We start from the raw sequence: 24,567 nt of genomic DNA, 5'->3' as shown, positions 1-24,567 counted from the left end.
AGGCACTTACCCCATGATGAAATTGGAATGGATCACGAAAACGTGCAAAGAGCTGCTTTTGGAGTATCAACCTGCTCATAGCAAAGGGAGAAAGCTTCATTTTGCCGGAGTCGGTGATCGGGATGTCTACAATACTACGGCTCCTTTCTTGAACGAGGGCGAGCTGTATATCGCCGGGCGCGTGGAAGAGCGCAGCTCGGAGGAATCCGAGATCATATTTTTTACTTGCAAGAACAACGTGTGGACACCTAGGCTTGATTTGCCGAAATTTCAGCTGCAGGACCCTTTTATTACGAGGATCGATGGGGAATGGATATTTGGCGGGGTAGCTTTGTATTTTGATGAGGAACCTTTAAGATCCATCATTGGCTGGCGAACGGTACTGTATCGTGGGAAGAGCCTACATGAGTTGGAGCATGCGGCTTCAGGTCCGTGGAATATGAAGGACATTCGTTTGTGTGAGCTTGCCACTGGGGAAGTCGGCGTGTTCTCTAGACCCTTCGGCATTGAAGGCACAAGAGCGGTTATTGGCTTCAGTATTTTGGAATCGTTCGAGGAGCTATCGGAAACGGCGATTATTCAAGCCCCCTTGTTCCGCGACCAGTTTCTGAAGGATGAGTGGGGCGGGGCCAATGAGATCCATTTGCTCAAAAATGGTTTCCTCGGCGTATTGGGCCATATCTCGTATACGGACGAGGCAGGACTGCTGCATTACCACGCGATGTCATTCGTGCTTAATCCACTGACAAGGGAGAAGTCCCCGGTCAAAATTATCGCCACGCGGAGTGATTTTCCGGAAGGTCCGGCTAAACGTTCCGACCTCGTGGACGTGATCTTCAGCGGCGGCTTGGTCCGAGAGGCCAACAACCGCGCAGTTCTCTACGTAGGAGCGAGCGACACGGAAGCTCACTGCATCGATATTGAAGATCCTTTTTCGGAATATGAGTGATGGGAGTAGCAGGCGTGGGGGGAGTTTGGGGGTGTGGTGAGGCTGGCAAGCCGCTATCCTGCATTCTGGCAAGGTAACGGTCTATTTTTGCTAGTACAGTAGAACATCGGAGCAATTTAGCTGGAAAGCTCACTGTAATTTCAGATAAATCTGAAGTATACTGGACTTATCTGGAAAAAACTTCCGTTAATCTGGCCTTATACCAGCCATCAAGGTAAATTTGGCAGAAATAACGGGAAAATTCCTGCTAATTGCACATAACGGTCTAAATGGGGATAATAACGGGAAAAATTATATGTTAATGGTTCGTTTCGTTTTACACCGTGTTAGACTCTCTGTAGTTAGCCAATATTCTACGCTATATAGAAAAACCTTAAGTGTTTGAGACTTATGTTAAGGCCGACTAATTCAACTCTTCCGTGATTTCAATAGCCCAGTAACTCTAATAACGGTAGTGGGCTCTATAAGAGCAGCAATTCAATCAGTTCTAGCAGCCGGCAATCCCGACCCCAGTACAGCTAATGACGTCAGTCTCACCAGCAACCTCAGCCAGCGATAGTAGCGCCAACATATTCAAGTTCCTCAGAAACCTACTAATCACTCTCCTAATCTACGAACTACAACTGAGTATCTCAACGATCAAGCAACTTCTCTGCCAATGCGTCTCGGAGGTTTGATTAACTCATCAACCGAATGATCGAGTGTTCTAGCGGTACACATAACCGCCATTGTCTCAGCGAATCTTCAGTTGATTGACTACAATCAGAGAGGGAGCTTTAGTCCTCTCATCCTATGCATTTATCATAATACAAACTGCTTTGACTATTAAACCAACAGCTCCTAATCCTCACTAAGCTTCGTAATCAGAACCTTCTCCACCTTGGCGATATGTTCCTCCATACGCAGTGAAGCGGATGGGGCATTTTGCTCCAAAACAGCCTCGTAAATCGCTTGGTGCTCGTTTAGCAGTCGCTCAGCCGAGGAACGCTGGGAGTAGAACCATAGCGCCCGCGTATCCCGCATACTGTCATGAAGCTTAGCGGATAAGGACTCCATCATTTCCGTCAGAATCGGATTATGAGTCGCGGCCGCCAGCTGTTGATGGAATTGAATATCAGCCTGCTCGTTAAAAGCCTCGTCGTCGAGCTGTTCGCGCATGCTCGCAATGATCGCTGCTAACGCTGTTACATCTGCATCGGTCCGGTTGGTCGCTGCCAGCGCAGCGCAGCCGGTTTCGAGCATTTTGCGAACCTCCAATATATGTCGTAGGCTGGTTGCCCTGCTGGCCCACAGCTCATCGTTCATAAAGGATGGAGGAGCAGTCGCTTCCTGCGGTGCACTCACATAGGTGCCGCTGCCTTGGCGGATCGTCAGCATGCCCATTGCCTTGAGCGCGCTCAAGGCTTCACGGATGGTGGACTGTCCCACGCCATAGGAAGAAGCGAGCTCGGTAACGGAGGACAGACGATCCCCAGGTACAAGCTCTCCGGCCTGCAGTTGGCGCTTAATATCGTTCATGACCCACTCGTGGCTTTTGAGCGGCCGTTTATGATTAGCTTCCATTCACGTCATCCTCTGCTTGTCATTCATATTTCTTCTTTCACATTGCTTTATTTTATTGTATACTTTTTTTAAAATAAAGTCATCAGATGACCTGATTAATTAATATTAGCTGCTGGAGGTATGATCATGCTGGATGAGAAGGTTAAGAAAGAGCTGATTGCGGTCGTTGGGCCGAACTATTTTAAGGATGATGCTGAGGCGCTAGTTACTCATTCCTATGATGGAACGCCGATGCTGCAAGCGCTGCCGGATGGGGTCATTTATCCCGAGAATACAGAGCAAGTAAGCCAAGTGATGAAGATATTGAACAAGCACCGCATTCCGGTTGTCGGACGCGGCTCGGGTACAAATCTGTGCGGCGGCACCGTTCCGATCAACGGTGGGATCGTTATGGTTATGCACCGGATGAATCGAATCCTAGAGGTTGATTTGGAAAATTTGACTGCGACCGTGCAGCCAGGCCTGATTACGAAAACTTTTATAACCCATATTGAGGCAATGGGCTTGTTCTATCCGCCGGACCCGAGCAGCATGGCAATCTCGACGATCGGCGGCAATATTGCGGAATGCTCCGGGGGACTGCGGGGCTTAAAATATGGCACGACCAAGGATTATGTCATCGGACTTGAAGCAGTGCTCGCAAGCGGGGAAGTGCTACGTACGGGAGGCAAGCTGATGAAGGACGTGGCTGGTTATGATCTGACGAAGCTGCTAGTCGGCTCGGAAGGCACACTAGCAATCATAACAGAAGCAACGTTGAAGCTTATTCCCCCGCCATCGACGAAGAAGACGATGCTTGCCATGTACAAGGATTTAAACGAGGCAGCAAGAACGGTATCCAAAATTATAGAAAACCGCATCATTCCGTCTACGCTGGAATTTCTCGATAATGCGACCGTGCGCGTGGTGGACGATTTTGCGAAGCTGGGCTTGCCGCTGGATATGGAAGCGATTCTGCTCATTGAGCAGGATGGCGACCAAGAGGCAGTGGATCGGGATATCTCGCTTATTGAGGCCATTTGCCGAGGGGAAAACGCGCATAGCGTCAGCGTGGCCGAAAGCGCAGAGGAGGCGCTAAAGCTGCTGACAGCAAGGCGCAGCGCGTTCACGGCGCTGGCGAGGCTGCGGCCGACGACGATTCTGGAGGACGCGACGGTACCACGTTCCAAAATCGCCGAAATGGTCATGGAAATCAACCGGATCGCGGTGAAGCATGGGGTGACGATTTGTACGTTTGGGCATGCCGGTGACGGCAATCTGCATCCGACGGCAACGACCGATGCGAGAGACGCCGAGGAGATTCACCGGGTAGAGGCAGCTTTTGAGGAAATATTCGAAGCGGCTATTCGCCTTGGCGGAACGATTACCGGCGAGCATGGCGTCGGTTTGGTCAAATCTCCGTTTTTGGAATGGAAGGTTGGAGAGGCAGGCATTGAAGTAATGAAGGGAATTAAGCATGCTTTTGACCCGCATAACCTGCTTAACCCGGGTAAAATCTTCGCTAAGCAATCTCGCAAAAGGGTGGTGCTTCAGCATGGCTAAAACGATGGAGCGTAACGATAAGGCAGCAAGCCAAAAGGAAGCTTCGCTAACGAAGCTGAACCCGCTTGCGCAGAAGCTGAAGCTGAATCTTAACGAGGACCAGCTCACGAATTGCATGCGCTGCGGATTTTGTTTGCCGGCTTGTCCGACTTTCCGCGAGACTGGACTTGAGGCAGAGTCGCCGCGGGGCAGGATCGCGTTGATGAAGGCGGTCGCTGATGGAATCATGAGTCCAGATGAAGTATTTGAGGAGCAGATGAACCACTGCCTTGGCTGCCGGGCGTGCGAGCCGGCTTGCCCCGCCGACGTGAAGTATGGCCAACTTATCGAGCAGGCAAGGGATGCTATTGAGGATCATACCAATAGCCATCGCTGGTGGGTCAAATCGGTACGCGGCGTCGTATTCAAGCAGCTGTTTCCGAAACAGAGCCGGATGAGGCTTGCAGGGGGAGCGCTGCAGCTTTACCAGCGCTCGGGCCTTCGTTCGCTGGCTCGCGGCGCCGGGCTGATGAAGCTGTTCCCAGAACATCTGCGCGATATGGAATCCATTTTGCCGGACGCCTCACCGAAGGGGATCGTGCAGCGAATGGGCACGCACCACAAGGCTAAGGGCGAGAAGATTGCTACAGTCGGCATGTTCAGAGGCTGTTTGATGGATGTAATGTTCACGGAAACGAATGTCAAAACGGTGGAGCTTCTTAGCGCAGCTGGTTTTGAGGTTGTTATTCCGGATAGCCAAGGCTGCTGCGGTGCGCTTCATGCCCATAGCGGCGAGACCTCCGGCGCGAAGAAGTTGGCTCGCCAAAACATCGAAGCATTCAAAGCGGCTAATGTAGATTATATCGTCTCTAATGCGGGGGGCTGCGGCGCGATTTTGACAGAGTATGATCATCTGCTTCATGAGGAAGCCCAGTGGCGGGAGGACGCGGCTTGGTTTGCGAACCGGGTCATCGATATTAGCGATTTGCTGGTGCGCCATGGACGGCTGCCGTTCTTCAGCGAGCTGGCCGGTGATGCCAGCACTCAGAGTACAGACGCTGACGCAGCAAGCAAGGTTAACGTCCGGATTACGTATCAGGATTCCTGTCATCTGCGCAACGTCATGCGTTCTTCGAACGCGCCGCGCACGCTTATGCGCCAGGTGGAGGGCGTCGAATTTGTAGAGATGCATGAGGCGGACCGCTGCTGCGGCTCTGCCGGCATTTACAATATTACGCAGCCGGAGATGGCCGGGCAGCTCCTCGAGCATAAGATGGAAAATGCTAACGCAACGGCTGCCCATTATTTACTGACAAGCAATCCGGGCTGTCTGCTGCAAATGAAGCTAGGCGTCCAGAAGCATGGCTGCGGCAGCCAGATGAAAGTGGAGCATATCGTTGATTTTCTGCATGAGCGGATGGTTGAAAAGCAGGTAGCCAGCACAATTAGCTAAACTTCCCTATAAGCAGTCCTCACCGGGGTGATGATATATTGAGCGTTCGGTGAGGTCGATGGGCGGATAACAAACGGTTTTTCTCGTCCCGTGAAATGCAGACGAAGTTGTGAGCTTTCTATCGCAAGCAATACGTCCTTTAAATAAGTTCCGTTAAAGAATACGGTTAAGGGTTCACCGATAAACGATTGGATTGCGATTTTTTCCGAGACGTCTCCGACTGCGGCAGATGCTGCGAATAATTCGGCTTCCTTAGCCGTGATGCGCATACCAATCACATGCGTAGGCCCTGCAAGCAGGCCGGCTCGCTGAACAGAGCTAAGGAGTGAGGCCGTATCCATGCTAATTTCGGTTGAAAAGGTTTTGGGAATGAGCCTTTCAATGGAGGGAAACGCCCCTGCAATGAGCAAGGATAACATGCTGAAATTTCGCGTCTGAAAATAAATGCTATGGTCGTTAAGAGTGATTCGTGTGGAGCCGGATTCATTGTGAAGCATTTTTGCATAATTGGACAAGTGCTTAGCTGGAATTACAACGGAAGGGAAGTTGCTTACGGAATTGACGTCATGCCTTGAGGTTCTGGTCGAAAGCCGAATGCCGTCCGTAGCGGCAAACGTCAGTTTATATTCATCCGTTTGGCACAATACGCCTGTTAGAACCGGCTTTGATTCAGAGGTTGATGCGGCGAACGCGACTTGCTTAACCATTTTCTTGAATTCTTCGTTATTTATGCTGAATCCGTTATTCCTTTCAGGAATTGCGGCAATAGGAAAATCGCCAGCGCTCATTGCGGCAAGCCTGTACACGGTATGACCCGAGGAAATGCGAACAAAACGGTTCTGCATTTCTTCGAGCGTGACCATGCCCTCCGAGAGGCTGCGATTGATATCGATGAAGAAGCGGGCAGGGATGACGGTGCTCCCTTCTTTATGAATGATCAAAGTATCGGAAGCACACGGTATAAAATATTGTAGTGTCACTGAAGTATTGCACGCGGTCAACGTTAGGCCATCAGTGCCTGACTCGAGTTTGACTCCCGTTAAAATCGGCGAGACGCTTCTTGCTGGCACGCCGGCCGCAATGTGCTGTAATGCGGTATGGAGAGACTGCTGGTCAATTTCAACATGCATGAGCTTCACCCATCTTTAATTTGACTTATGGTAAAACGATTCAATGATGCGGCGAATAGCTTCTGACCTAGAAAGCTCAGAAGCCGCACATTGCTTCTCCAGCTCATCCCATATTTCTTTGGTAAGCGTCAAAGAAACCTTCTTCGTTTCGCCAATGCCCTTTCTTCCTGCTCCCGCGCGCGGCCCTCCTCGGGAGAACATCATGGACAGTTGTCCTTCATCCTGAGGCACGGCAATTTTCATTTTTTTGTCGTCCACTAAAAAATCTCCTTTTTGAATTAAGTAACCTTATTCATATCTTATATCTTTAACTTTATCATGATTTGAAATCGTTGGCAATGGAGGAAGGGCAGCATCTATTTACATTGAATTAAACTTTCTCGTTTCGGACGCTGCACGAGTAAATTATTCTTTGGAGGTACGGTTGCAGGCAGATTCATAGATGGACTAATCTATGTAAAAGTAAGAAGCCGGCTACTAAGGCGAACATTTCGTTTCCCCGGAACGCGCTTTTCGCTTCGCTCATACTTCATTTCTTCTGTTCAACTTATCTATTTCTCCAGAATCCAGCCGTAAGCTGCCCTATTAGGCTCGCTGGGCTAGATTAGGTCTATTTTTTAGACCTATTTCATCCCATTCGGCGATTTCCGCCAGATTAGATCTAAAAAATAGATCTATTCCTCCAAAACCTAGCCATACGCTGCCGTATGGGGCTCGCTGGGCTAGATTAGATCTATTTTTTAGACCTATTTCATCCCAATCGGCGATTTCCGCCAGATTAGATCTAAAAAATAGATCTATTCCTCCAAAACCCAGCCATATCCAGTCCAATTTGGGGCGCAGAGATAGATGAGATTTTACACAGAATGATGGACTTGACCCCTACTTTTAAAAAATTCATTAAGTAAGAAATCATTAGCTGAACTTGTCTAACACCATGCCCCAAGTACAAAAAAAGGTTAGAGCATCAGATCACAATCTGATTCGCTCTAACCTTTTTCTTAAAATATAGGAAGTGTATCCTTCGCCATATGATTTCTATATTTCTCGTAATGAAACGCGCCGCGCCACGAAAGGACGGCGAAAGCCGTCTCACCTTGCCTTGTCCGTTATGCCTTGTCCGTTATGTCTTATCCGTTATAACTGCGTTTCGACTGCCACAGCTGGAGCTGCGCAGGAGAGGCGCTCGATAAATTTCGTATCGATGCTTATTTTCACCTTCATGTCGTTTTCTTCCTCTAGCTGGGAGATGAGCAGGTCGACGGCGACCCGTGCAATTTTATCTTTATCGACATGGATGGTTGTGAGTTCGGGCGTAATGATTCTTGCTTCCGATATATTATCGAAGCCAATGACCGAGATGTCCTCCGGAATGCGGAAGCCAAGCTCAGTTAACGTCTTAACGGCACTAATGGCGATATAGTCGCATTCGCAGAAAATTGCGGTCGGCATTGGTTTGCCACTGCTGATGTAGGCCTCAAGCTGCTTCTTCATCTCTGGCTGTGAAGATAGGATCGTCGGAGCGACATGGAAGAGATGGGAGTCGTCTACAATAAGCCCGTAGTCCTTGAGCGCGAGACGGAAGCCTCTCTTGCGCGCGTCGAAATTATGAATTCGAACGTCCGAGGCTACGTATCCAATGCTGCGGTGGCCTCTTTCATATAAATAGGTGCCTGCTTGATACGCACCCATTTCATTATTGATTTGTACAAAGCTGACAGGAAGCGTGTCATAGCAGGTATCGAGCACGACCAGCTGAGGCAGCTGCCGCGCGATAAATTCAATTTGAAGGCGGCTCAGATTGGTTCCGAGCAGAATGACGCCATTGTCTTTGTTTTCTTCCGCGACGGCTTGCAAATTATTCTCCAAATCGCTCATGTCCACGGCAGAGAAGCGGAGCGAATACCCCTTCAAGCGGCAATGCTCTTCGATAAAATGAATCAGCTCACGAAAGAACGGCTGTTGATAGTAGTTTTCCAGTACGATACCGGAGTTGGTTAAGACGAGAAACAGCAGTGTTTTGACTGGCTTCTCAGGCAAGCTTGGCTTGGGCTTAAAATGATAACCGTTCTCCTCGGCAATCCTGATGATTTTCTCACGCGTTTCGGAGCTGATTCCCGGCTTATTGTTCAAGGCGAGGGATACGGCTGACTTGGATACTTCAGCTAGTCTTGCGATATCATCCATTTTCACGATTCGTTCTCCATTCTTTATTTATGATCAACAAAATCAGCTATTCGTTTAGTACGTTTAGTTTACTATGAAGGGGTATAGTTTAGCAATAGATTACTAAACAGATATAAAGTTTAGTAGTTAAATTCCTTTTATATTAATAAAGATAACTAAACATTTAGTGTTGACTGAACTAAACTAGCGTGTTAGGATGATTTTCAAGAGCAACTCATAAGAAAATAGATGATTGAAAGTAATGAATCAGAAATTTGTTTAGTTTGTTTATTATCCATCTGTTTAGTTGTTTAGTCATAGTTTAACGGAGGCGGACACAATGAAAAAGTTGAAACTGGGTTATGCACCAACGCGTCGTTTCGTGTTTAGTGAAGAGGATGCTTTTAAGTACAAGGTGTTGATTCGCGAGAAAATTGATTCTTTCGGCATGGACATTGATATCGTCGATCTCGAAGGGCTAAATGAAGAAGGACTTCTTTATAACGATAACATTGGGGCGGATAAAATCATTGAGCGATTCCAGCGCGAGAAGGTAGACGCCGTATTTTTCCCGCATTGCAATTTCGGTACGGAGGATACGGTAGCTCGGGTAGCCAAGGCGCTAGGCAAGCCGACCTTGCTATGGGGGCCGCGGGATGAAGCGCCGCTGGAGGATGGCATGCGGCTTCGGGATACCCAATGCGGACTGTTCGCAACGGGCAAAATCTTGCGCAGATTCAACGTTCCGTTCACCTATGTGACGAACAGCCGAGTGAATGATCCGGTTTTTGAAAGGGGTTTCAAAAACTTCGTATCCGCTGCTAACGTCGTGCGTCAATTCCGTACGCTGCGGATTTTACAAATAGCGCCCCGCCCAGCGTCCTTTTGGACGATGATGGTCAACGAAGGCGAGCTGCTGGAGCGTTTTGGCATCGAGGTGCATCCGATTACGCTGATTGATATTCAGAAAACAACAGAGCGGATTGAGAAGCAGAATGGAATCGAGCTGCATGAAGCGATTGCCTTTATCCAAGCGAAGCTGGATGTAGCAGAAGTGACGCAGGCTGCTGTGAAGCGCGTCGCAGCACTCAAGGTTGCCATGAAAAAATACGCTGTGGAAACCGGCAGCGGCGCGATTGCGATTCAATGCTGGTCGTCATTGCAGGACGCGATGGGCATTATGCCATGCCTAGCCAATGCCCTGCTCACGGATGAGCAAATTCCGGTGACCTGCGAAACGGATATTCACGGAGCGATTACCTCGGTGATGGTTCAGGCGGCGGCGATGAACGAAGCGCCTACCTTCTTCGCGGATTTGACGGTTCGCCATCCTGAGAATCCGAACGGCGAGCTGCTGTTCCACTGCGGCAACTTCCCAGTTTCCTTGTCGGTGGAAGACAAGCCGAAGCTGCGCCATCACTTTTTGTTCGATGATCATGCTCCGGGCACACACGAAGGCGAAATTCGCGGCGGCGATATGACATTGGCCCGTTTTGACGGCGATCATGGCGAATACTCGCTGTTCCTTGGCAAAGCACGCGGCATTCAAGGCCCTTATACGAGAGGCTCGTATGTATGGGTAGAAGTCAACGATTGGCCGCTATGGGAAGAGAAGCTGGTGAAAGGCCCTTATGTCCATCATTCGGTCGGCATTCATGCCAATGTCATTCCTTCCCTTTATGAGGCTTGCAATTATATTCCTGGCTTGACTCCGGACCCGGTTGATCCAACAGAAGCAGAAATTCGCGCATGGCTGAGAGGAAGTGTCTAAGATGGCGACTGTAGCTGAGCTTCAAATTAAATCATTACAAATTCGGGCAGACCTTCTCCGATTGATCCACAATGCCAAAATGGGGCATACGGGGGGCTCGCTTAGCAATACTGATATTTTAACGGCCTTATATTATGAAATTATGAAGCATGACCCTGCGCAGCCTAAGTGGGTGGAGCGGGATCGGTTTATTGCGAGCAAGGGCCATTCGGTTGAATCGTTATGGTGCATTTTGGCCGACCTCGGCTATTTCCCGAAGGAGGAGCTTGCAACGTACTGCCAGTTCGGAACGAGACTGATCGGGCATCCAAACAATAAGGTTGCGGGCATTGAGATGAATACGGGAGCGCTTGGGCATGGCCTGGCGATCTCCGTCGGGATGGCGCTAGCGGCGAAGAAAGACAGCAAGGCATATCGGGTGTTTTGTTTGATGGGCGACGGCGAGCAGGCCGAGGGCTCTGTATGGGAAGCGGCGATGGCCGGCGCGCATTACAAGCTTGATAATTTGATTGGTTTTGTCGACCGCAACCGCCTGCAAATTAGCGGCAATACGGAGGATGTCATGGGCATCGACCCGCTTGACCGCAAATGGGAGGCGTTCGGCTGGCATGTGAAGCAGGTGAACGGGCATGATTTTGGCGAGCTGTTGGAGACGCTTCGCGCGGTTCCTGAGCAGACAGGCAAGCCGACGCTTGTTATTCTGAATACGACCAAGGGCAAAGGCGTGTCTTTCGCCGAGAATCAGCCCGAGTGGCATCATCATGTACCGAATGAGGAGCAGCTAATACTAGCGGTTGCCGAGCTGGAAGCGGCGAGCGCAGCGATACGAGCAGCGGAAGAGGAGCGTGGCACGAATGGCTAACAACATACCCAACCGTCAAGCGATGTGCGAGGCTTTGATGGAGCTTGCACAGGACGATAGAGATATTATGGTGCTGGCTAGTGATTCGCGAGGCTCGGCTGCCATGGCGCCGTTCGTCAAGCAGTTCCCTGAGCAGTTCGTAGAAACAGGAATCGCGGAGCAAAATATCGTCGGAATAGCGGCGGGGCTCGCCCATAGCGGCAAGAAGCCTTTCGTTACCTCTCCAGCATGCTTCCTCAGCATGCGGAGCATCGAGCAGGTGAAGGTGGATGTCGCTTATTCCGCCACGAATGTGAAGCTGGTCGGCATTAGCGGCGGCGTTAGCTACGGAGCGCTTGGCATGTCCCATCATTCCTTGCAGGATATTGCGGTAACGCGGGCGATTCCGGGCTTAACAATTATTTTGCCGGCAGACCGCCACGAGACACGGAAAATGACACAGGCACTTGCGAAGCATGAGGGCGGCACTTATGTGCGTATCGGACGCAACCCGGTTGAGGATGTGTATGAGTCGGATGATTACGACTTCCAAATTGGCAAGGCTGTCGTTATGAAGCCGGGCAGCGACGTAACGCTGATTGGAACCGGAGAGACGGTGCGGATTGCGCTCGACGCCGCAAAGCTGCTGGAGGAAGCGGGCATTGAGGCACGCGTGCTCAATATGCATACGATTAAGCCACTTGATGAGGAAGCGATTATTGCTGCTGCGAAGGAGACGGGAGCCATCGTTACGCTGGAGGAGCACAGCATCTTTGGCGGGCTAGGGGCTGCTGTTGCGGAAGTCACCTCAACGAATATTCCTGTGCCGCTGCGTATTCTCGGCATTCCGGATGAGCCGGCAATTGCGGGCAAAACAGCTGAAATCTTTGCCCATTACGGCCTGACTGCGGACAATGTCCAGAAGCTAGCCGCCGAGCTAGTCAAAGCTAAGGTGAAGCAAGTATGATGAACATGCAGCCTTCGCAAGCGTCGGAGCTGAATTCGAATGCTGCTAAGTTTCTGTTAACGATAGATCAGAGCACGACAGCAACGAAAGCCTTACTGGTTGACGAGAGCGGGAAAATTGCGCAGCAATTAGCGATCAGCCATCGTCAATATTATCCGCAGGACGGCTGGGTGGAGCATGACCCGGTTGAAATTTATAATAACGTAAAAGCAGCCATTCGCGGCGTCATCGCACTAGCCGGCATAACGGAGCAGGAAATTGCCGGCTTGACGATTACGAATCAGCGCGAAACCGCCTTACTATGGGATCGTGAGACAGGTATTCCTGTTGCGAATGCTATCGTATGGCAGTGCCGAAGGACTGCCAGTCAATGCAGTGAACTGCGGGAGAGGGGATTGGAGGAGCAGATTCAGGCCAAAACGGGACTGCTGCTCGATCCTTATTTCTCGGCAACCAAATGGCGCTGGCTGCTTGAATATGCAGCCACGGATACGCCGGTAGAGCAACTGATGGCGGGGACGATGGACAGCTGGATCATCTGGAATCTGAGCGGTCGCAAGGTACATGCGACTGACTTTAGCAACGCCAGCCGGACCCAACTGTTCAATATCGAAACGCTGCAATGGGACGAGGAGCTGGCGGGCTGGTTTGGCGTTCCGCTGCAGCTTCTTCCTAATGTATATGGGAGCGATTACATTTATGGTTATGTCGATGAGCCGGAGCTGTTTGCCCGGAAAATCCCGATCACAGGCGTAATCGGCGATTCGCAGGGCGCCCTGTTCGGGCAGCAATGCACGAAGCCGGGCATGGCTAAAGGCACTTATGGCACAGGTACTTCGGTGCTGATGCATGTAGGCTCTGAGATCGTACGCGCGCGGGACGGTCTAGTATCCGCAATTGCTTGGGGGCTTGGCGGCAAGGTCGACTACGCGCTCGAAGCGATCATCCATTGCTCGGGCGACTGCCTCAATTGGGCGCGTGATCAGCTTGGGCTCTACCGCAGCTTCGAGGAGCTGGAGGAGAGCGTAAGCAAGGCCGGAGACAGCGGCGGCGTGTATCTGGTGCCAGCGTTCGTAGGGCTGGGCGCTCCACATTGGAACGCGCAGGCAAGGGCAGCGATTACTGGGCTGAACCGCTCCTCCGACCGTCATCACATTTTGCTCGCGGCACTAGAGAGTATTGCTTATCAGGTGGATGACGCGGTTAAACTGCTGGAGCAGCAAACCGGATTGCCACTTAAGGAACTGCGGGTGGACGGGGGAGCGACGGCCAACGATAGGCTGATGCAATTCCAAGCTGATTTGTTGGAGTCGCGCATCGTTTGTCCCGAAGCTGCGCAGCTGTCCGCGCTTGGCTCTGCCTACATCGGTGGGTTGGCGCTAGGCCGCTGGAGCCTCGAAGAGATCGCATGCTTCTATAAGCGGGATAGAGAATTCCATTCGAACATGTCGAAGCAGGAACGAGAACGGCGCGTTTCAGGCTGGCAGGCCGCGGTGAAGGCGGTCCTGGCCAATGAAGCAGCGCTTCATGAAAAGGAGCAAAGTCATGAACTTTCCCTATAAAGTGCCAGAATCCAAAAAGATCCGTCTTATAATTAATACGGATGCAAAAAACGAAGCGGACGACCAATACGCGATTGCCCATGCTCTCTTGACACCAAGATTCAACATCGCGGGCATTATTGCGGCACATTTTGGCACGAGAATCGATACCTCAATGGAGGAATCCTTCGAGGAAATTAAGAAGGTATTGCAGCTGATGCATATGGAGAATGATGTAATGGTCTATGAAGGGGCCAAGGCGGCGCTGTCGGATGAGCAGACACCAGTGTCCTCGCCGGGCTCGGAGCTTATCGTCAGAGAAGCGATGAAGGACGGCGAGCTGCCGCTTTACGTTATTTTTCTTGGTCCGCTGACGGATCTTGCTTCGGCTTATTTGCAGGAGCCGCGCATTGCAGGCCGCATGACAGCGGTCTGGATCGGCGGAGGCCCGTATCCGGCAGGAGCACGGGAGTTCAATCTGGAAAACGATATTGCTGCCGCAAACGTTGTGTTCCGCTCCCCGATTCCGCTGTGGCAGGTACCGCAAAATGTTTATAAAATGCTGCGCGTAAGCTTGGCGGAGTTAGCCGTCAGAGTACGTCCGCACGGTGAAATTGGCCGCTATTTGTTCGAGCAGCTGGTAGAGTTCAATTTGCATCCTGATCATACGCCGAGATGGCCGAAGGGCGAAATGTGGGCGTTAGGTGATTCTCCGGCTGTTTCGCTGCTTATTGATGATCAGGAGTTTGATTATGATATGGTGGATGCGCCGCATATTGCATCTGATATGCGCTATGAGGAGCAAAAAACGGATCGAAAAATTAGAGTGTATCGTTCCGTCGATGCGCGTTTTACTTTAGAGGACATGTACGCCAAGCTTGAATTATTCCATGCCAGTTCCAAAAACGGAGGATAACGCAATGACCTTGTCGATTGTGAATTGCAAGACCGAATATATGACGAATCCTATAGGCATTGAAGCGAGCAAGCCAAGATTGTTTTGGCAAATCGAAGCGGACAGCCGCTCCGCCGTGCAGACGGCCTATCACATTCTGGTAGCCTCTTCAAGCGAGAAGCTGGCAGCCGAGCAGGGCGATGTATGGGATAGCGGAAAAGTGGAATCGAGCCAATCCATTCAGATCGAATATGCAGGAAGCGAGCTTCTGGCCGAAGGCAAATACTTCTGGAAGGTCCGTGTCTGGGACAAGGAGCAGCAGCCTTCGGAGTGGAGTGCAGCAGCCTTCTGGACGATGGGTCTTCTGAGCAGAGAAGCATACAAAGGAAAATGGATCGGACGCAAGCTCGATGCCGAACATAACATGCAGCCTTCACCACATTTGCGCAAATCCTTTTCGCTTAAGGGCAAAGTGCGCAGCGCGTTTGCTTACGCGACAGCACTCGGCTTATTCGAGCTTCATGTGAACGGGAAGCGAGTCGGCGATTATTTTGCCCCGGGCTTTACGGATTATAACGTCCGCACACAAGTGCAGGCTTACGAGATTACCGAGCTTCTGGCAGAGGGTGACAACGCCTTTGGCGTAATTGTAGGCGATGGCTGGTATGCGGGAACGGTCGGCTTCCTCGGTGATAAGGTTTACGGGGAGCGCCCGTTCTTCATGATGCAGGTTAATGTGGAGTATGAGGACGGCAGCAAGGAAAGCATTGTGACAGACCACACTTGGCGGGTAAGCAAAGGCCCGATTCTTTATTCCGATTTCATTATGGGCGAGGCTTATGATGCGCGCCTTGAAATTGACGGGTGGGACGAAGCGGGCTATGACGATGCCGATTGGGAGCAGCCGGATGTTCGCTCGGGCTATAACGGCAATTTGGTGGCTACGAATGAACCGCCGATTACGATTACCAAAACGATCAAACCGATCAGTATGAAGAAGTCCCCCGCAGGCAATTATATTTATGATATGGGTCAAAATATGGTAGGCTGGACCGAGCTTAAGGTGACTGGTGAGCGTGGTACGACGATTACGCTGAGCCATGCAGAAATGCTCAGTCCGGACGGCTCGCTTTATCTCGATAATTTGCGCGTAGCCGTCCAGCAGGAGCATTATACGCTGAAGGGCGGAAGCGAAGAGCGCTACGAGCCGCATTTTACGTTCCATGGCTTCCGTTACGTGGAGCTGATCGGATATCCGGGCGAGCCGGATTTGGATACGATTATCGGCAAGGTAGTCCATTCGGATACGCCGGAAACCGGGTATTTGGAAACGTCGAATGCGATGGTCAACCAGCTTTATTCGAACATTACGTGGGGACAGCGCGGCAACTTCCTTTCCGTGCCAACGGATTGCCCGCAGCGCGATGAGCGGCTCGGCTGGACGGGCGATGCGCAAATTTTCGCACGCACGGCTTCCTACAATATGGATGTGGCTCGTTTCTTCAATAAATTCGTATGGGATATGATCGATTGCCAGCAGCCTTCAGGTGCATTCACTGATGTTGCGCCGGATGCAGGGTGGATTCGCCATAAGAATTGGAATACGCGGCTGAACTGGTTCGCGCCGGACAATGCAGGCTGGGGAGATGCCGGCGTCGTCATTCCGTGGACGCTCTACTTGATGTATGGCGATATAAGAATATTGGAAACGCATTATGAGGCCATGGCGAAATGGGTCGAGTATTTAAGAATAAATACCGATAATCTCGTTCGGCCCGATTATGCGAACTACGGGGATTGGCTGTCCATCGATGCGGATACGCCAAACGAAGTGCTCGCGACGGCATATTTTGCTTACAGCACGAAGCTGCTTGGTTTGATTGCAGGTGTGCTCGACAAGCCGGAGGAAGTTAGCCGGTATGACCAGTTGTTCCAAGACATTGCGGCAGCCTTCCGCAACGCATTTGTGAGCGAGGACGGCGTCATCCACGGTGAGACCCAGACGGTTTACGTGCTTGCGCTGCAATTCGGCTTGCTGACCGAGGAACTTCGCTTAAAGGCGATTGGACATTTGGCGGCAGATATTACTAAGCGCGGCGACCGATTAACGACGGGGTTCCTCGGCGTTGGTTATCTATTGCCTGCCCTATCAGACAATGGCCGGCTCGACATCGCCTACAAGCTGCTTACGCAGGAGTCATTCCCTTCGTGGATGTATTCCATCAAGCATGGCGCGACGACAATCTGGGAGCGCTGGGACGGTTGGACCGAGGACAAAGGGTTCCAAACGCCGCAAATGAACTCATTCAACCATTATTCGCTGGGTTCTGTCGGAGAGTGGATGTTCCGCTACATGGCGGGCATTGAAGCGGATGCTTCGGCACCGGGCTTCCGAAATGCGATTATCCGCCCGCAGCCGGGTGGCGATATATCTAGTGTCAATGCGCACTATGACTCACTCTACGGAAGAGTAGGCGTAACGTGGAGTCTCGGTGCTGACGGAACGTTCAAGCTGGCCGTTACGGTTCCGGCCAACACGACTGCGACGGTTCATCTTCCAGGGACTGTGACGCATATTGATGACGCGGCATTTGAAGCCGGTACTGCGGATAGCGGTATGAAGCCGGTTACGCAGGTGGACGGCGGAGCTGGTTTCCAAATTGGCTCAGGCATCTATACCTTCGCCAGCCAGATCACCAAAGCATAAACCATCATCACATAGCAGCTGACCGCCCAAGCCATATCTCTAACGAGGGATTGCTTGGGCGGTTTTGGCTATAGGAGGGTTCATTATTCGCATACGCACCGTTCTCCTGCTCAGCTACTTTATTATTATCTTAGTCTGCATCACCTTGGTAGGATCGGTTTCCTTCTATATTTCCTATACTACGATGGGCAGGCAGGCGGAGTCCGCCAGCGCCTTGCTTGTGCAGCAAATCGAAAAAAATATGGACAATGATTTTCACAGCAAACGGAATTTGCTTCTGGCTTCCTATAATGATCCAAGTTACGTCGATGGCATTAACCGCTACCCGGAAATGAGCGACAAGGAGCGCTTCGAGTTTCGCCAGCGGATCGGGGATCTTTATTTAAAAAGCTTTAATGTAACGCCGATCCGTGATTTTATTCGTTTCCATATTTATTTCAGTACGGGCGAGCTGCTCAGCGCATCCGATGACAGCGGGATGAGAAATGCGGCACAGGTCCGCAATTCGGAATGGTTCCGCTCCACAGTAGCGAAGGATGGAGAGGTTTTTTTCAGCAGCCTGATCCCTGAGTCTGAACGCTCGGATGCAGAGGAAGCAGCATATTTCTCGGCGATTCTAATCCGGGATTTCTCGAATCCTGATTTGTTTATTATCGTCAGGGCAGAATATCGTTCAGAGCTGTTCAACAGCATCGGGCGCAATGATGCATTATCAGCGAGAAGCAGCATTCTCATTCTTGATGAAGGCAACCGGCTTGTCTATGCTTCTGGCAATGCCAACGCCTATGCGGATGAGCCTGCTCTGACCGAGCGGGTAAGCGGCAGCAAAAGCCGATTCTGGTTCGAGATGGATGGCGAGGAGCGTCTCGTTTCCTATACGAGGTCGGGCTACTCCAACTGGAAAGCGGTGCTCGTCGTTCCGAAGAGCGACATCTTCGGCTCGCTGGATATTATCAAAACCACCGTTTTGTTTACGGCATGCATCGCATTTTTCATTACCTTTCTTATATCAGTCCTGTTTGGACAGCGCATCACGAAGCCAATCCTTCATCTGTATAAATCGGTTAACCGCATGAAGCGCGGCGATTTCTCCGCAAGGGTGGAGGTGAAGCGTAACGATGAGATCGGCAGGATTGGCATGAATTTCAACGCCATGCAGGAGGAGCTGGAGCAGCTGATCGAGACGAAATACGTGAACCAAATCAAGCTTCAGGAAGCCGAGCTGGCCATGCTCTATTCTCAGATCAATCCCCACTTTCTCTATAACACCTTGGACAGCATCCGGTCGATGGCCGACTATTATCAGGTGCAGGACATCGGTCAAATGGCCGAATCGCTTGCAGATATTTTTCGCTACAACACCAAGAACAAAGACGAGATCGTGACTCTTCAGGAAGAGCTCGTTCAAATTGACGCTTATATGAGCATTCAGCGCATCCGCTTCGAGGATAAGATCGCCTACGAGCAGCAGATTGAGGAGGAGCTTTACAGCTTTCCGTTGCTCAAAATGACACTCCAGCCGCTCGTCGAAAATGCCGTGTTCCATGGCATCGAGCGCAAGCGCGGCAAAGGCAGAATTACGGTGGCGATGCGGCAGGAAGGCGGGAGAATCGCACTCTCCGTATCCGATGACGGAGTTGGCATTTCCGAGAAGCATCTGGCAGAAATCAGGCAGACGCTCAAGCCGCCTATGCTGCAAGACAATGGAGCTTTGCCAGCGGCTCGTATGGGAATCGGCATTCAAAACGTGTTTTCCCGTTATAAAATAAGGTTTGGCGATGCGTTTGATTTTGAAATTAACAGCCGGAAGGGAATGGGAACGGAGATCAAGCTGTTCATTCCGATCGAGACCACGCAAGCGAACGAATAAGTCAGAATATTCAACATAACAAGTCATTATTGTGAATTTGTCGTTAGGAAGCGCTTTCATATAATAAGGGAGTAAGCATTATGGATGAGAGGGTGTCGATGAATGAGAAAGATGAAAGCGGTTTATCTCACGATGGTATTCCTATTGGCAGCACTGACTTTGGCCGCATGCGGAGGGAATAACGGAAATAATACGCCTGCGACTAACGCACCTGAGAAGACGGCGGCGGCTGATCCAACCAAGGAGCCTGCGAAGGAGCCGGTCACATTAACCTTCCTGATTCCGAATACGGATGACGCAACGCCATACACGCAAATTTTTAAAGATTTTGAAGCGAAAACCGGCAATAAGGTTGAGGTTCAGGCGCTGCCGGGCGGGGATTATGACAATATGCTGAAAACTCGCTTCTCTACTGGCGATTTTCCCGATGTGTTTCTGATGCAGCCGGGAACGAAGCAGTACGTCAAGCTGAGAGCAGAAGAGACGTTATATGAGTGGTCAGGCGAGGCTGGCGTGTGGGATAACGTGATCGAATCAATCACCGAATTCCAGAAGGATACATCTGGCAAGGCCTATGGCGTACCCTTTGGCAAAACGGGCATGATGGGCGTGTTTTATAACAAGGACGTCTTCGCCAAAGCAGGCATTGAGCCGCCGACGAATTACGCGAACCTGCTTGAAATCGCCAAGAAGCTGAAGGATAGCGGCGTAACGCCTTTCTATGAAGGCGTGAAGGACGGCTGGCCGACACAGGTATTTTACTTAACAGGCTGGGTGAGTCAGGTAGATCAGGAGATTGGTGATGAGGGTGTTCAGAAGCTTAATGTCAACGGCATGAAGCTCTCCGAAATCACGGCGCTTAAGGATTTGTTTGTGAAAGCGAAGGAAATCAAGGATTTGGGCCTCTTCCAGAAAAATACGCTGTCAGGCACCTTTGACGAATTGCAAAATGAGCTGGGCGAAGGCAAGGTCGCCATGGCGTTCATGCTGGATGGCATTCTACCACAGCTGGAGAAGAAATTCGGCAATGATTTTGTGAAAGAAAAAATCGGATTTTTCCCTTTCCCTTCCGCTACGGATACAGGTACGGCTATGATTACGCCACCGAACCAGTTAATGGTTCCATCAAAGGCGAAAAACCTGGAAGCGGCGAAGGAGCTCGTGAAGTTCATGATCTCTAGCGAAAGCGTCAATTCCTTCTATAAGCTGCACCCGGGCATTCCGATCTTCAAAGGCGCGGATAGCGAGCTTTACCCGAGCCAGCAAACGGTTCAGGAATATATCGACGCTGGCAAGTCCAAGGTCAATGTGCAAAACCGCCTAACCGCATCCTTCCTTGATCTCGGGAAAATTTTGCAAGGGTTCCACATTTCCGGAGACGTGGATGCAGCGATCAAAGAGATGGATACGAACTACGTCAAGGACGGTAATTCCAAACGTCTGGAAGGTTTTGAATAAGAAATAAGCGGCTTAACATTTAGATGGAGCAGGCGGGCCTTGCATTAGAGAGCAGCTAGGGCGCAAGGCCCGCCCTTCCTTATCGGAGCAGGGGTGAGCATGATGGAGAGAAACAAATACCCGCTTTATTTTTCTTTTCCAGCGATAATCGTTTTTCTATTGTTCTTCATAACGCCGACCGTGATCGGCGTGTATTACAGCTTTACCGATTGGAACATTAACGCAAGCACGATCAAGTTCATTGGACTGGAAAATTACAAGGAGCTGTTCAACGAGCCACGCTTGAAGCAAGCTTTTACGAATACGCTAATTTTTGCCGCTGCGGTGACGGTGCTGCAAAATGTATCGGGCATTGCGCTGGCGCTGATCTTGAATGAGAAGCTGAGGCTGCGCAATTTGCTTCGGATGATTTTTTTCATGCCATATGTCATTGCTCCACTGGTTATCGGCTATATTTTCCGGGCTATTTACCATCCCGAGCACGGAATCGTAAATAAATTTCTTGATATGGTTGGTTTGGATTTCATGATGCAGGACTGGCTGAACGATCCGAAATTCGCTTTGTTTACCATTATCATTACCGACATCTGGCGGGTTGCGGGCTTTTCGATGGTCGTTTATTTGGCCGGTCTGCAATTTATTCCGAAGGATCTGATCGAGAGCGCATCGATTGATGGTGCGAATTACTGGACGCGATTCAAGCATGTAGTGTTCCCGCTGCTGGCGCCTGCTTTTACCGTTAACGTGCTGCTTGCGATGATCGGCTCGATGAAAGTATTCGAGATCGTAATGGTGTTGACCGAAGGCGGTCCAGGTTATACGACCGAGGTGTTCTATACGTATATTCGCAACACGTTCAGCTCGGGTGAAATGGGCTACGCCACGGCGATCAATATGCTGCTGTTTGCACTTGTAACCCTTGTTGGCGTGCCTGTGCTGATGGCGATGAAGAAAAGGGAGGTCGAGATGTGATGAGAAAAAAACTACCGCCAATCGCGTTGGAAATCGTTGCAATCGGTCTCGCTCTCCTGATTCTGATCCCGTTTTTTATGATATTTATCAATTCATTCAAAGGCATAAGGGAATCCGCGTTATTTGGCTTATCGCTGCCGTCGACTTGGGAATTCAGCAACTACCGAGATGTGTTTAATCAGGACAATATTTTGCGCGGCTTCAAAAATAGCTTTCTTCTGTCGGCGCTTGTGGTCGTCTGCGTGAACCTGTTCGCATCGATGGCGGCGTTCGTCATTCAGCGGCGCGGGGGCAAATTTCTGAACGGCGTCTATATGGCCTTTATTATGGGACTAATCGTGCCAGTCTCGATTATTCCAACGATTCGATTGTTGGACGTCCTTCATATTAAAGGCACCTATCTTAGCATTGTGATGTACTACACGGCGGTTCTGCTGCCATTCGCGGTGTTTCTGCTAGTCGGGTTTATCAAGTCCGTACCGAGGGAGCTGGACGAGGCGGCTATTCTGGAAGGCTGCGGCTATTTCCGGCTGTATCTCAAAATTATTTTACCGCTCATCAGCACGGTGCTGGTCACGGTCTCGATCGTCGTTATCGTATCGGTATGGAATGATTTCTTCGGTCCCTTCTATCTCGTTACGGACAGCACCAAATGGACGATCGTGCTTCAAGTATTCAACTTCGTTACGCTGTACAGCACGAACTGGGGGATTGTGTTTGCTTTTATGATTGTGGTCATTACGCCGGTGCTCATTATTTATTTGTTTCTGCAGCGCTATATTATCGATGGCTTGACGGCAGGATCAGTCAAAGGCTGATCGCAAATGAGGCTCGTAGTCGGGAGGCGTGACGGATATGAGACAGGTGATGATTGTCGATGACGAGCGCTGGATTCGCAGGGGCTTGATTCAATCGATTCCGTGGGAGGAGCTTGGACTTGCACTTGCAGGGGAGGCAGAGGACGGTGAGGACGCCTATCATATGGCGCTGCTCAAAAAGCCGGATCTTCTGTTTCTGGACATGCGGATGCCCGGCCTTGATGGGAAACAGCTGCTCGCATTGCTTGGCAAGGAGCTTCCGGAGCTGCTGACGATCGTAGTCAGCGGCTACTCGGACTTTGAATATACGAAGGAAGCAATCCGCCATAAGGCATTTGACTATTTGCTGAAGCCGATCAAGAAGGATGAGCTTGCGGCTGTGCTTGGCAAAGCGCTGACGGAGCTGGACCGCAGGGAAACCAGCGAAGCCAGGGAAAGAGAGGGTAGCGCGAAGAACTGGCTGGAGAATATCTTGTTCACGGGGGATGGGAGCGAAGGGATCGTTCCTGCAGCGAAAAACGGGTTGCCTGACGGTAGGAGCTGGAAGGCGGGGAATACCCTGCTGCTGGTTGCTCAGCCGGATGTGTACGTGGAGCGCTGCGAGCTGCCTTTGGTAATGGAGCAACTGCGGCAAAAGCTTCAGCAGGAGCGTGCATTTTATTTTGGCGGCGAATGGGATGTTGTGATGACGGCCGCACCGGGAAGCTCATGCGAGCTTGTTCTTTGCTTGCATGGCAATCACTTGGTGAGAAGCGAGCTGCTTCGTTTGTTGGCTATGCTTCAGCCGCTGCTGAAGCATATGACAGGCGTGAGCTATAGCATTGCGGCGAGTGAGCAGGAAGAGCAACACTCGCTGCTGCCGCAGCTGTACAAGAAAGCTAAGCTGAGCTTGAACGGCAGAAAGCTTGGCGAAGCAGGCTGGATTGGGTTTGCTGGCGAGACTGCGGTTGTGGCTGCGGCGGCTTTTCCGCGAGAGCTAGAGCAAGCGTTGCTCATTAATCTCCAGCATGGCAATGAAGAACAGGCGCAGCAGGATTTTGAGCGCTTTTATGAGCAAATTTCGCAGCCCTGCATGACGGTGGACGATTTGCTGCGCGGCGCCCTGATGCTTGTCCATTCACTGGAGAAGCAGTTGCAGAGCGCGGGTACGAATCTGGAGAAAGCTACCGGACATAGTTTGCTTGCCTATACGGAGATGATTAGGCTACGCAGGAATGTGGCGGCTGTGGGTGCGATTTTTACAGATGAAATTCTGCCCGGCGTGATTGGTTCGCGGGGTCCCGCGGCCGGCAAGCAGGGCGAGCAGATTGTTCGGGAAATTCAGAAGCTGATTGAGCAGCATTATGACCAGCCGCTCAGTCTGCATCAGATAGCGGAGAGCCGGTTTTTGAACGCTGACTATTTGAGCCGCTTGTTCAAAAAAACGACGGGCAGCAATTTTGTCGACTATTTGACGGATGCCCGGATCGCGAAGGCCGTGGAGCTGATGGGTTACCCTGCATACAAAAACTATGAAATTGCGAAGCGGGTCGGATATGAGGATTACCGCTATTTCAGCCAGATTTTTAAGAAAAAGATGGGCATGACCATTGGCGATTACCGCAGCTCGCTTGAGCCGCAAATCTCGAATTAACGAAGGAGAGACTATTGATGGCAAAAAGATTAGTACCTGACACGCTGACGTTGGAGGCTCGCGCGGGACATGCGATGAACGCAATCGTTGGCATGGCGGATCGCGATTATGACGATATTCCGTTTTTTGCGGCTAACCTGATGACGGAGCCTGCGAATCTGACGCATGGCGACTGGGATTACGGCTCTTCGCACGGACGGATGGTTGACGGCATGATTTTGGCGCGGCATATGTCCGGGGAGACGTTTGGGTCAGACATTGAAGCCAAATACAGATCGAACCTGCTCTCGTTCTTCAAGGAAGACGGGCTGA

General features: G+C 50.9%; 18 protein-coding genes and 1 pseudogene. 15 read left to right on the top strand and 4 right to left on the bottom strand.

Going from position 1 to position 24,567, the window contains the following annotated elements:
* Nucleotides 1-13: 13 nt before the first annotated feature.
* Entirely contained in the window at nt 14-949 is a 936-nt protein-coding gene (locus E0496_RS11505) for a DUF1861 family protein (protein WP_141501844.1), read from the top strand.
* A gap of 840 nt (nt 950-1,789) precedes the next feature.
* Here the strand turns inward: E0496_RS11505 and E0496_RS11500 are convergent.
* Complete coding sequence (locus E0496_RS11500) at nt 1,790-2,512, bottom strand: FadR/GntR family transcriptional regulator (RefSeq protein ID WP_141501843.1); 723 nt, start codon at nt 2,510-2,512, stop codon at nt 1,790-1,792.
* Between the two features lie 126 nt (nt 2,513-2,638).
* Between E0496_RS11500 and E0496_RS11495 the strand changes: the two genes are divergently transcribed.
* Together E0496_RS11495 and E0496_RS11490 are read left to right on the top strand one after the other, a co-directional pair.
* The gene (locus tag E0496_RS11495) at nt 2,639-4,054 is read left to right on the top strand and encodes an FAD-binding oxidoreductase (protein ID WP_141501842.1); all 1,416 of its coding nucleotides are present in this window, start codon (nt 2,639-2,641) and stop codon (nt 4,052-4,054) included.
* On the top strand, nt 4,047-5,486 hold the full coding sequence (locus E0496_RS11490) for a (Fe-S)-binding protein (RefSeq protein ID WP_421923691.1): 1,440 nt from the start codon (nt 4,047-4,049) through the stop codon (nt 5,484-5,486). The genes E0496_RS11495 and E0496_RS11490 overlap by 8 nt, the downstream gene beginning before the upstream one ends.
* Here the strand turns inward: E0496_RS11490 and dnaN are convergent.
* The 3 genes from dnaN to E0496_RS11475 all read right to left on the bottom strand — a co-directional run bounded on the left by dnaN (nt 5,483) and on the right by E0496_RS11475 (nt 8,809).
* Nucleotides 5,483-6,616 carry a DNA polymerase III subunit beta gene (dnaN, locus tag E0496_RS11485; RefSeq protein WP_141501840.1) on the bottom strand — a complete coding sequence of 378 codons (1,134 nt, stop codon included), beginning with the start codon at nt 6,614-6,616 and terminating at the stop codon, nt 5,483-5,485. The genes E0496_RS11490 and dnaN overlap by 4 nt on opposite strands.
* A 15-nt stretch (nt 6,617-6,631) precedes the next feature.
* Entirely contained in the window at nt 6,632-6,874 is a 243-nt protein-coding gene (locus E0496_RS11480; protein WP_141501839.1) for a ribbon-helix-helix domain-containing protein, read from the bottom strand.
* Nucleotides 6,875-7,753: 879 nt separating this feature from the next.
* Nucleotides 7,754-8,809 (bottom strand): LacI family DNA-binding transcriptional regulator, encoded by a 1,056-nt coding sequence (locus E0496_RS11475; RefSeq protein WP_175598046.1) that lies wholly within the window; start codon nt 8,807-8,809, stop codon nt 7,754-7,756.
* 313 nt (nt 8,810-9,122) lie between these two features.
* On the opposite strand from E0496_RS11475, the gene E0496_RS11470 reads away from it, so the two are divergent.
* The 12 genes and pseudogenes from E0496_RS11470 to E0496_RS11415 form a co-directional block, all read left to right on the top strand.
* Nucleotides 9,123-10,553 carry an L-fucose/L-arabinose isomerase family protein gene (locus tag E0496_RS11470; RefSeq protein ID WP_141501838.1) on the top strand — a complete coding sequence of 477 codons (1,431 nt, stop codon included), beginning with the start codon at nt 9,123-9,125 and terminating at the stop codon, nt 10,551-10,553.
* A gap of 1 nt (nt 10,554) precedes the next feature.
* Entirely contained in the window at nt 10,555-11,415 is an 861-nt protein-coding gene (locus tag E0496_RS11465; RefSeq protein WP_141501836.1) for a transketolase, read from the top strand.
* Nucleotides 11,408-12,361: a transketolase family protein gene (locus E0496_RS11460; protein WP_141501834.1), complete on the top strand. Its 954-nt coding sequence runs from the start codon at nt 11,408-11,410 to the stop codon at nt 12,359-12,361. Before E0496_RS11465 ends, E0496_RS11460 begins: the two co-directional genes overlap by 8 nt.
* Nucleotides 12,358-13,923, top strand: coding sequence for an FGGY family carbohydrate kinase (locus E0496_RS11455; protein ID WP_241674728.1), 1,566 nt, complete (start codon nt 12,358-12,360; stop codon nt 13,921-13,923). The genes E0496_RS11460 and E0496_RS11455 overlap by 4 nt, the downstream gene beginning before the upstream one ends.
* A complete protein-coding gene (locus E0496_RS11450; protein ID WP_141501833.1) occupies nt 13,907-14,818 on the top strand; it encodes a nucleoside hydrolase in 912 nt (303 codons plus the stop codon). Before E0496_RS11455 ends, E0496_RS11450 begins: the two co-directional genes overlap by 17 nt.
* A gap of 4 nt (nt 14,819-14,822) precedes the next feature.
* Nucleotides 14,823-17,504, top strand: coding sequence for a glycoside hydrolase family 78 protein (locus E0496_RS11445; RefSeq protein ID WP_141501831.1), 2,682 nt, complete (start codon nt 14,823-14,825; stop codon nt 17,502-17,504).
* A gap of 64 nt (nt 17,505-17,568) precedes the next feature.
* On the top strand, nt 17,569-19,374 hold the full coding sequence (locus tag E0496_RS11440; protein WP_141501829.1) for a cache domain-containing sensor histidine kinase: 1,806 nt from the start codon (nt 17,569-17,571) through the stop codon (nt 19,372-19,374).
* A 102-nt stretch (nt 19,375-19,476) separates the two neighbouring features.
* Nucleotides 19,477-20,832 (top strand): ABC transporter substrate-binding protein, encoded by a 1,356-nt coding sequence (locus tag E0496_RS11435; RefSeq protein ID WP_141501827.1) that lies wholly within the window; start codon nt 19,477-19,479, stop codon nt 20,830-20,832.
* Between the two features lie 102 nt (nt 20,833-20,934).
* Nucleotides 20,935-21,804: a carbohydrate ABC transporter permease gene (locus tag E0496_RS11430; RefSeq protein ID WP_206669749.1), complete on the top strand. Its 870-nt coding sequence runs from the start codon at nt 20,935-20,937 to the stop codon at nt 21,802-21,804.
* Entirely contained in the window at nt 21,804-22,622 is an 819-nt protein-coding gene (locus tag E0496_RS11425; protein WP_141501823.1) for a carbohydrate ABC transporter permease, read from the top strand. Before E0496_RS11430 ends, E0496_RS11425 begins: the two co-directional genes overlap by 1 nt.
* Before the next feature lie 37 nt (nt 22,623-22,659).
* Nucleotides 22,660-24,255 carry a response regulator transcription factor gene (locus E0496_RS11420; RefSeq protein WP_141501821.1) on the top strand — a complete coding sequence of 532 codons (1,596 nt, stop codon included), beginning with the start codon at nt 22,660-22,662 and terminating at the stop codon, nt 24,253-24,255.
* A 17-nt stretch (nt 24,256-24,272) separates the two neighbouring features.
* Nucleotides 24,273-24,567, top strand: a pseudogene (locus E0496_RS11415) (hypothetical protein); the annotation flags it as partial.

The sequence above is a fragment of the Paenibacillus luteus genome (assembly GCF_006542765.1).
Taxonomy (GTDB): domain Bacteria; phylum Bacillota; class Bacilli; order Paenibacillales; family Paenibacillaceae; genus Pristimantibacillus; species Pristimantibacillus luteus.
The sequence above is the reverse complement of the archived record's forward strand: the minus strand, read 5'-3'. Positions and strand labels throughout refer to the sequence as shown.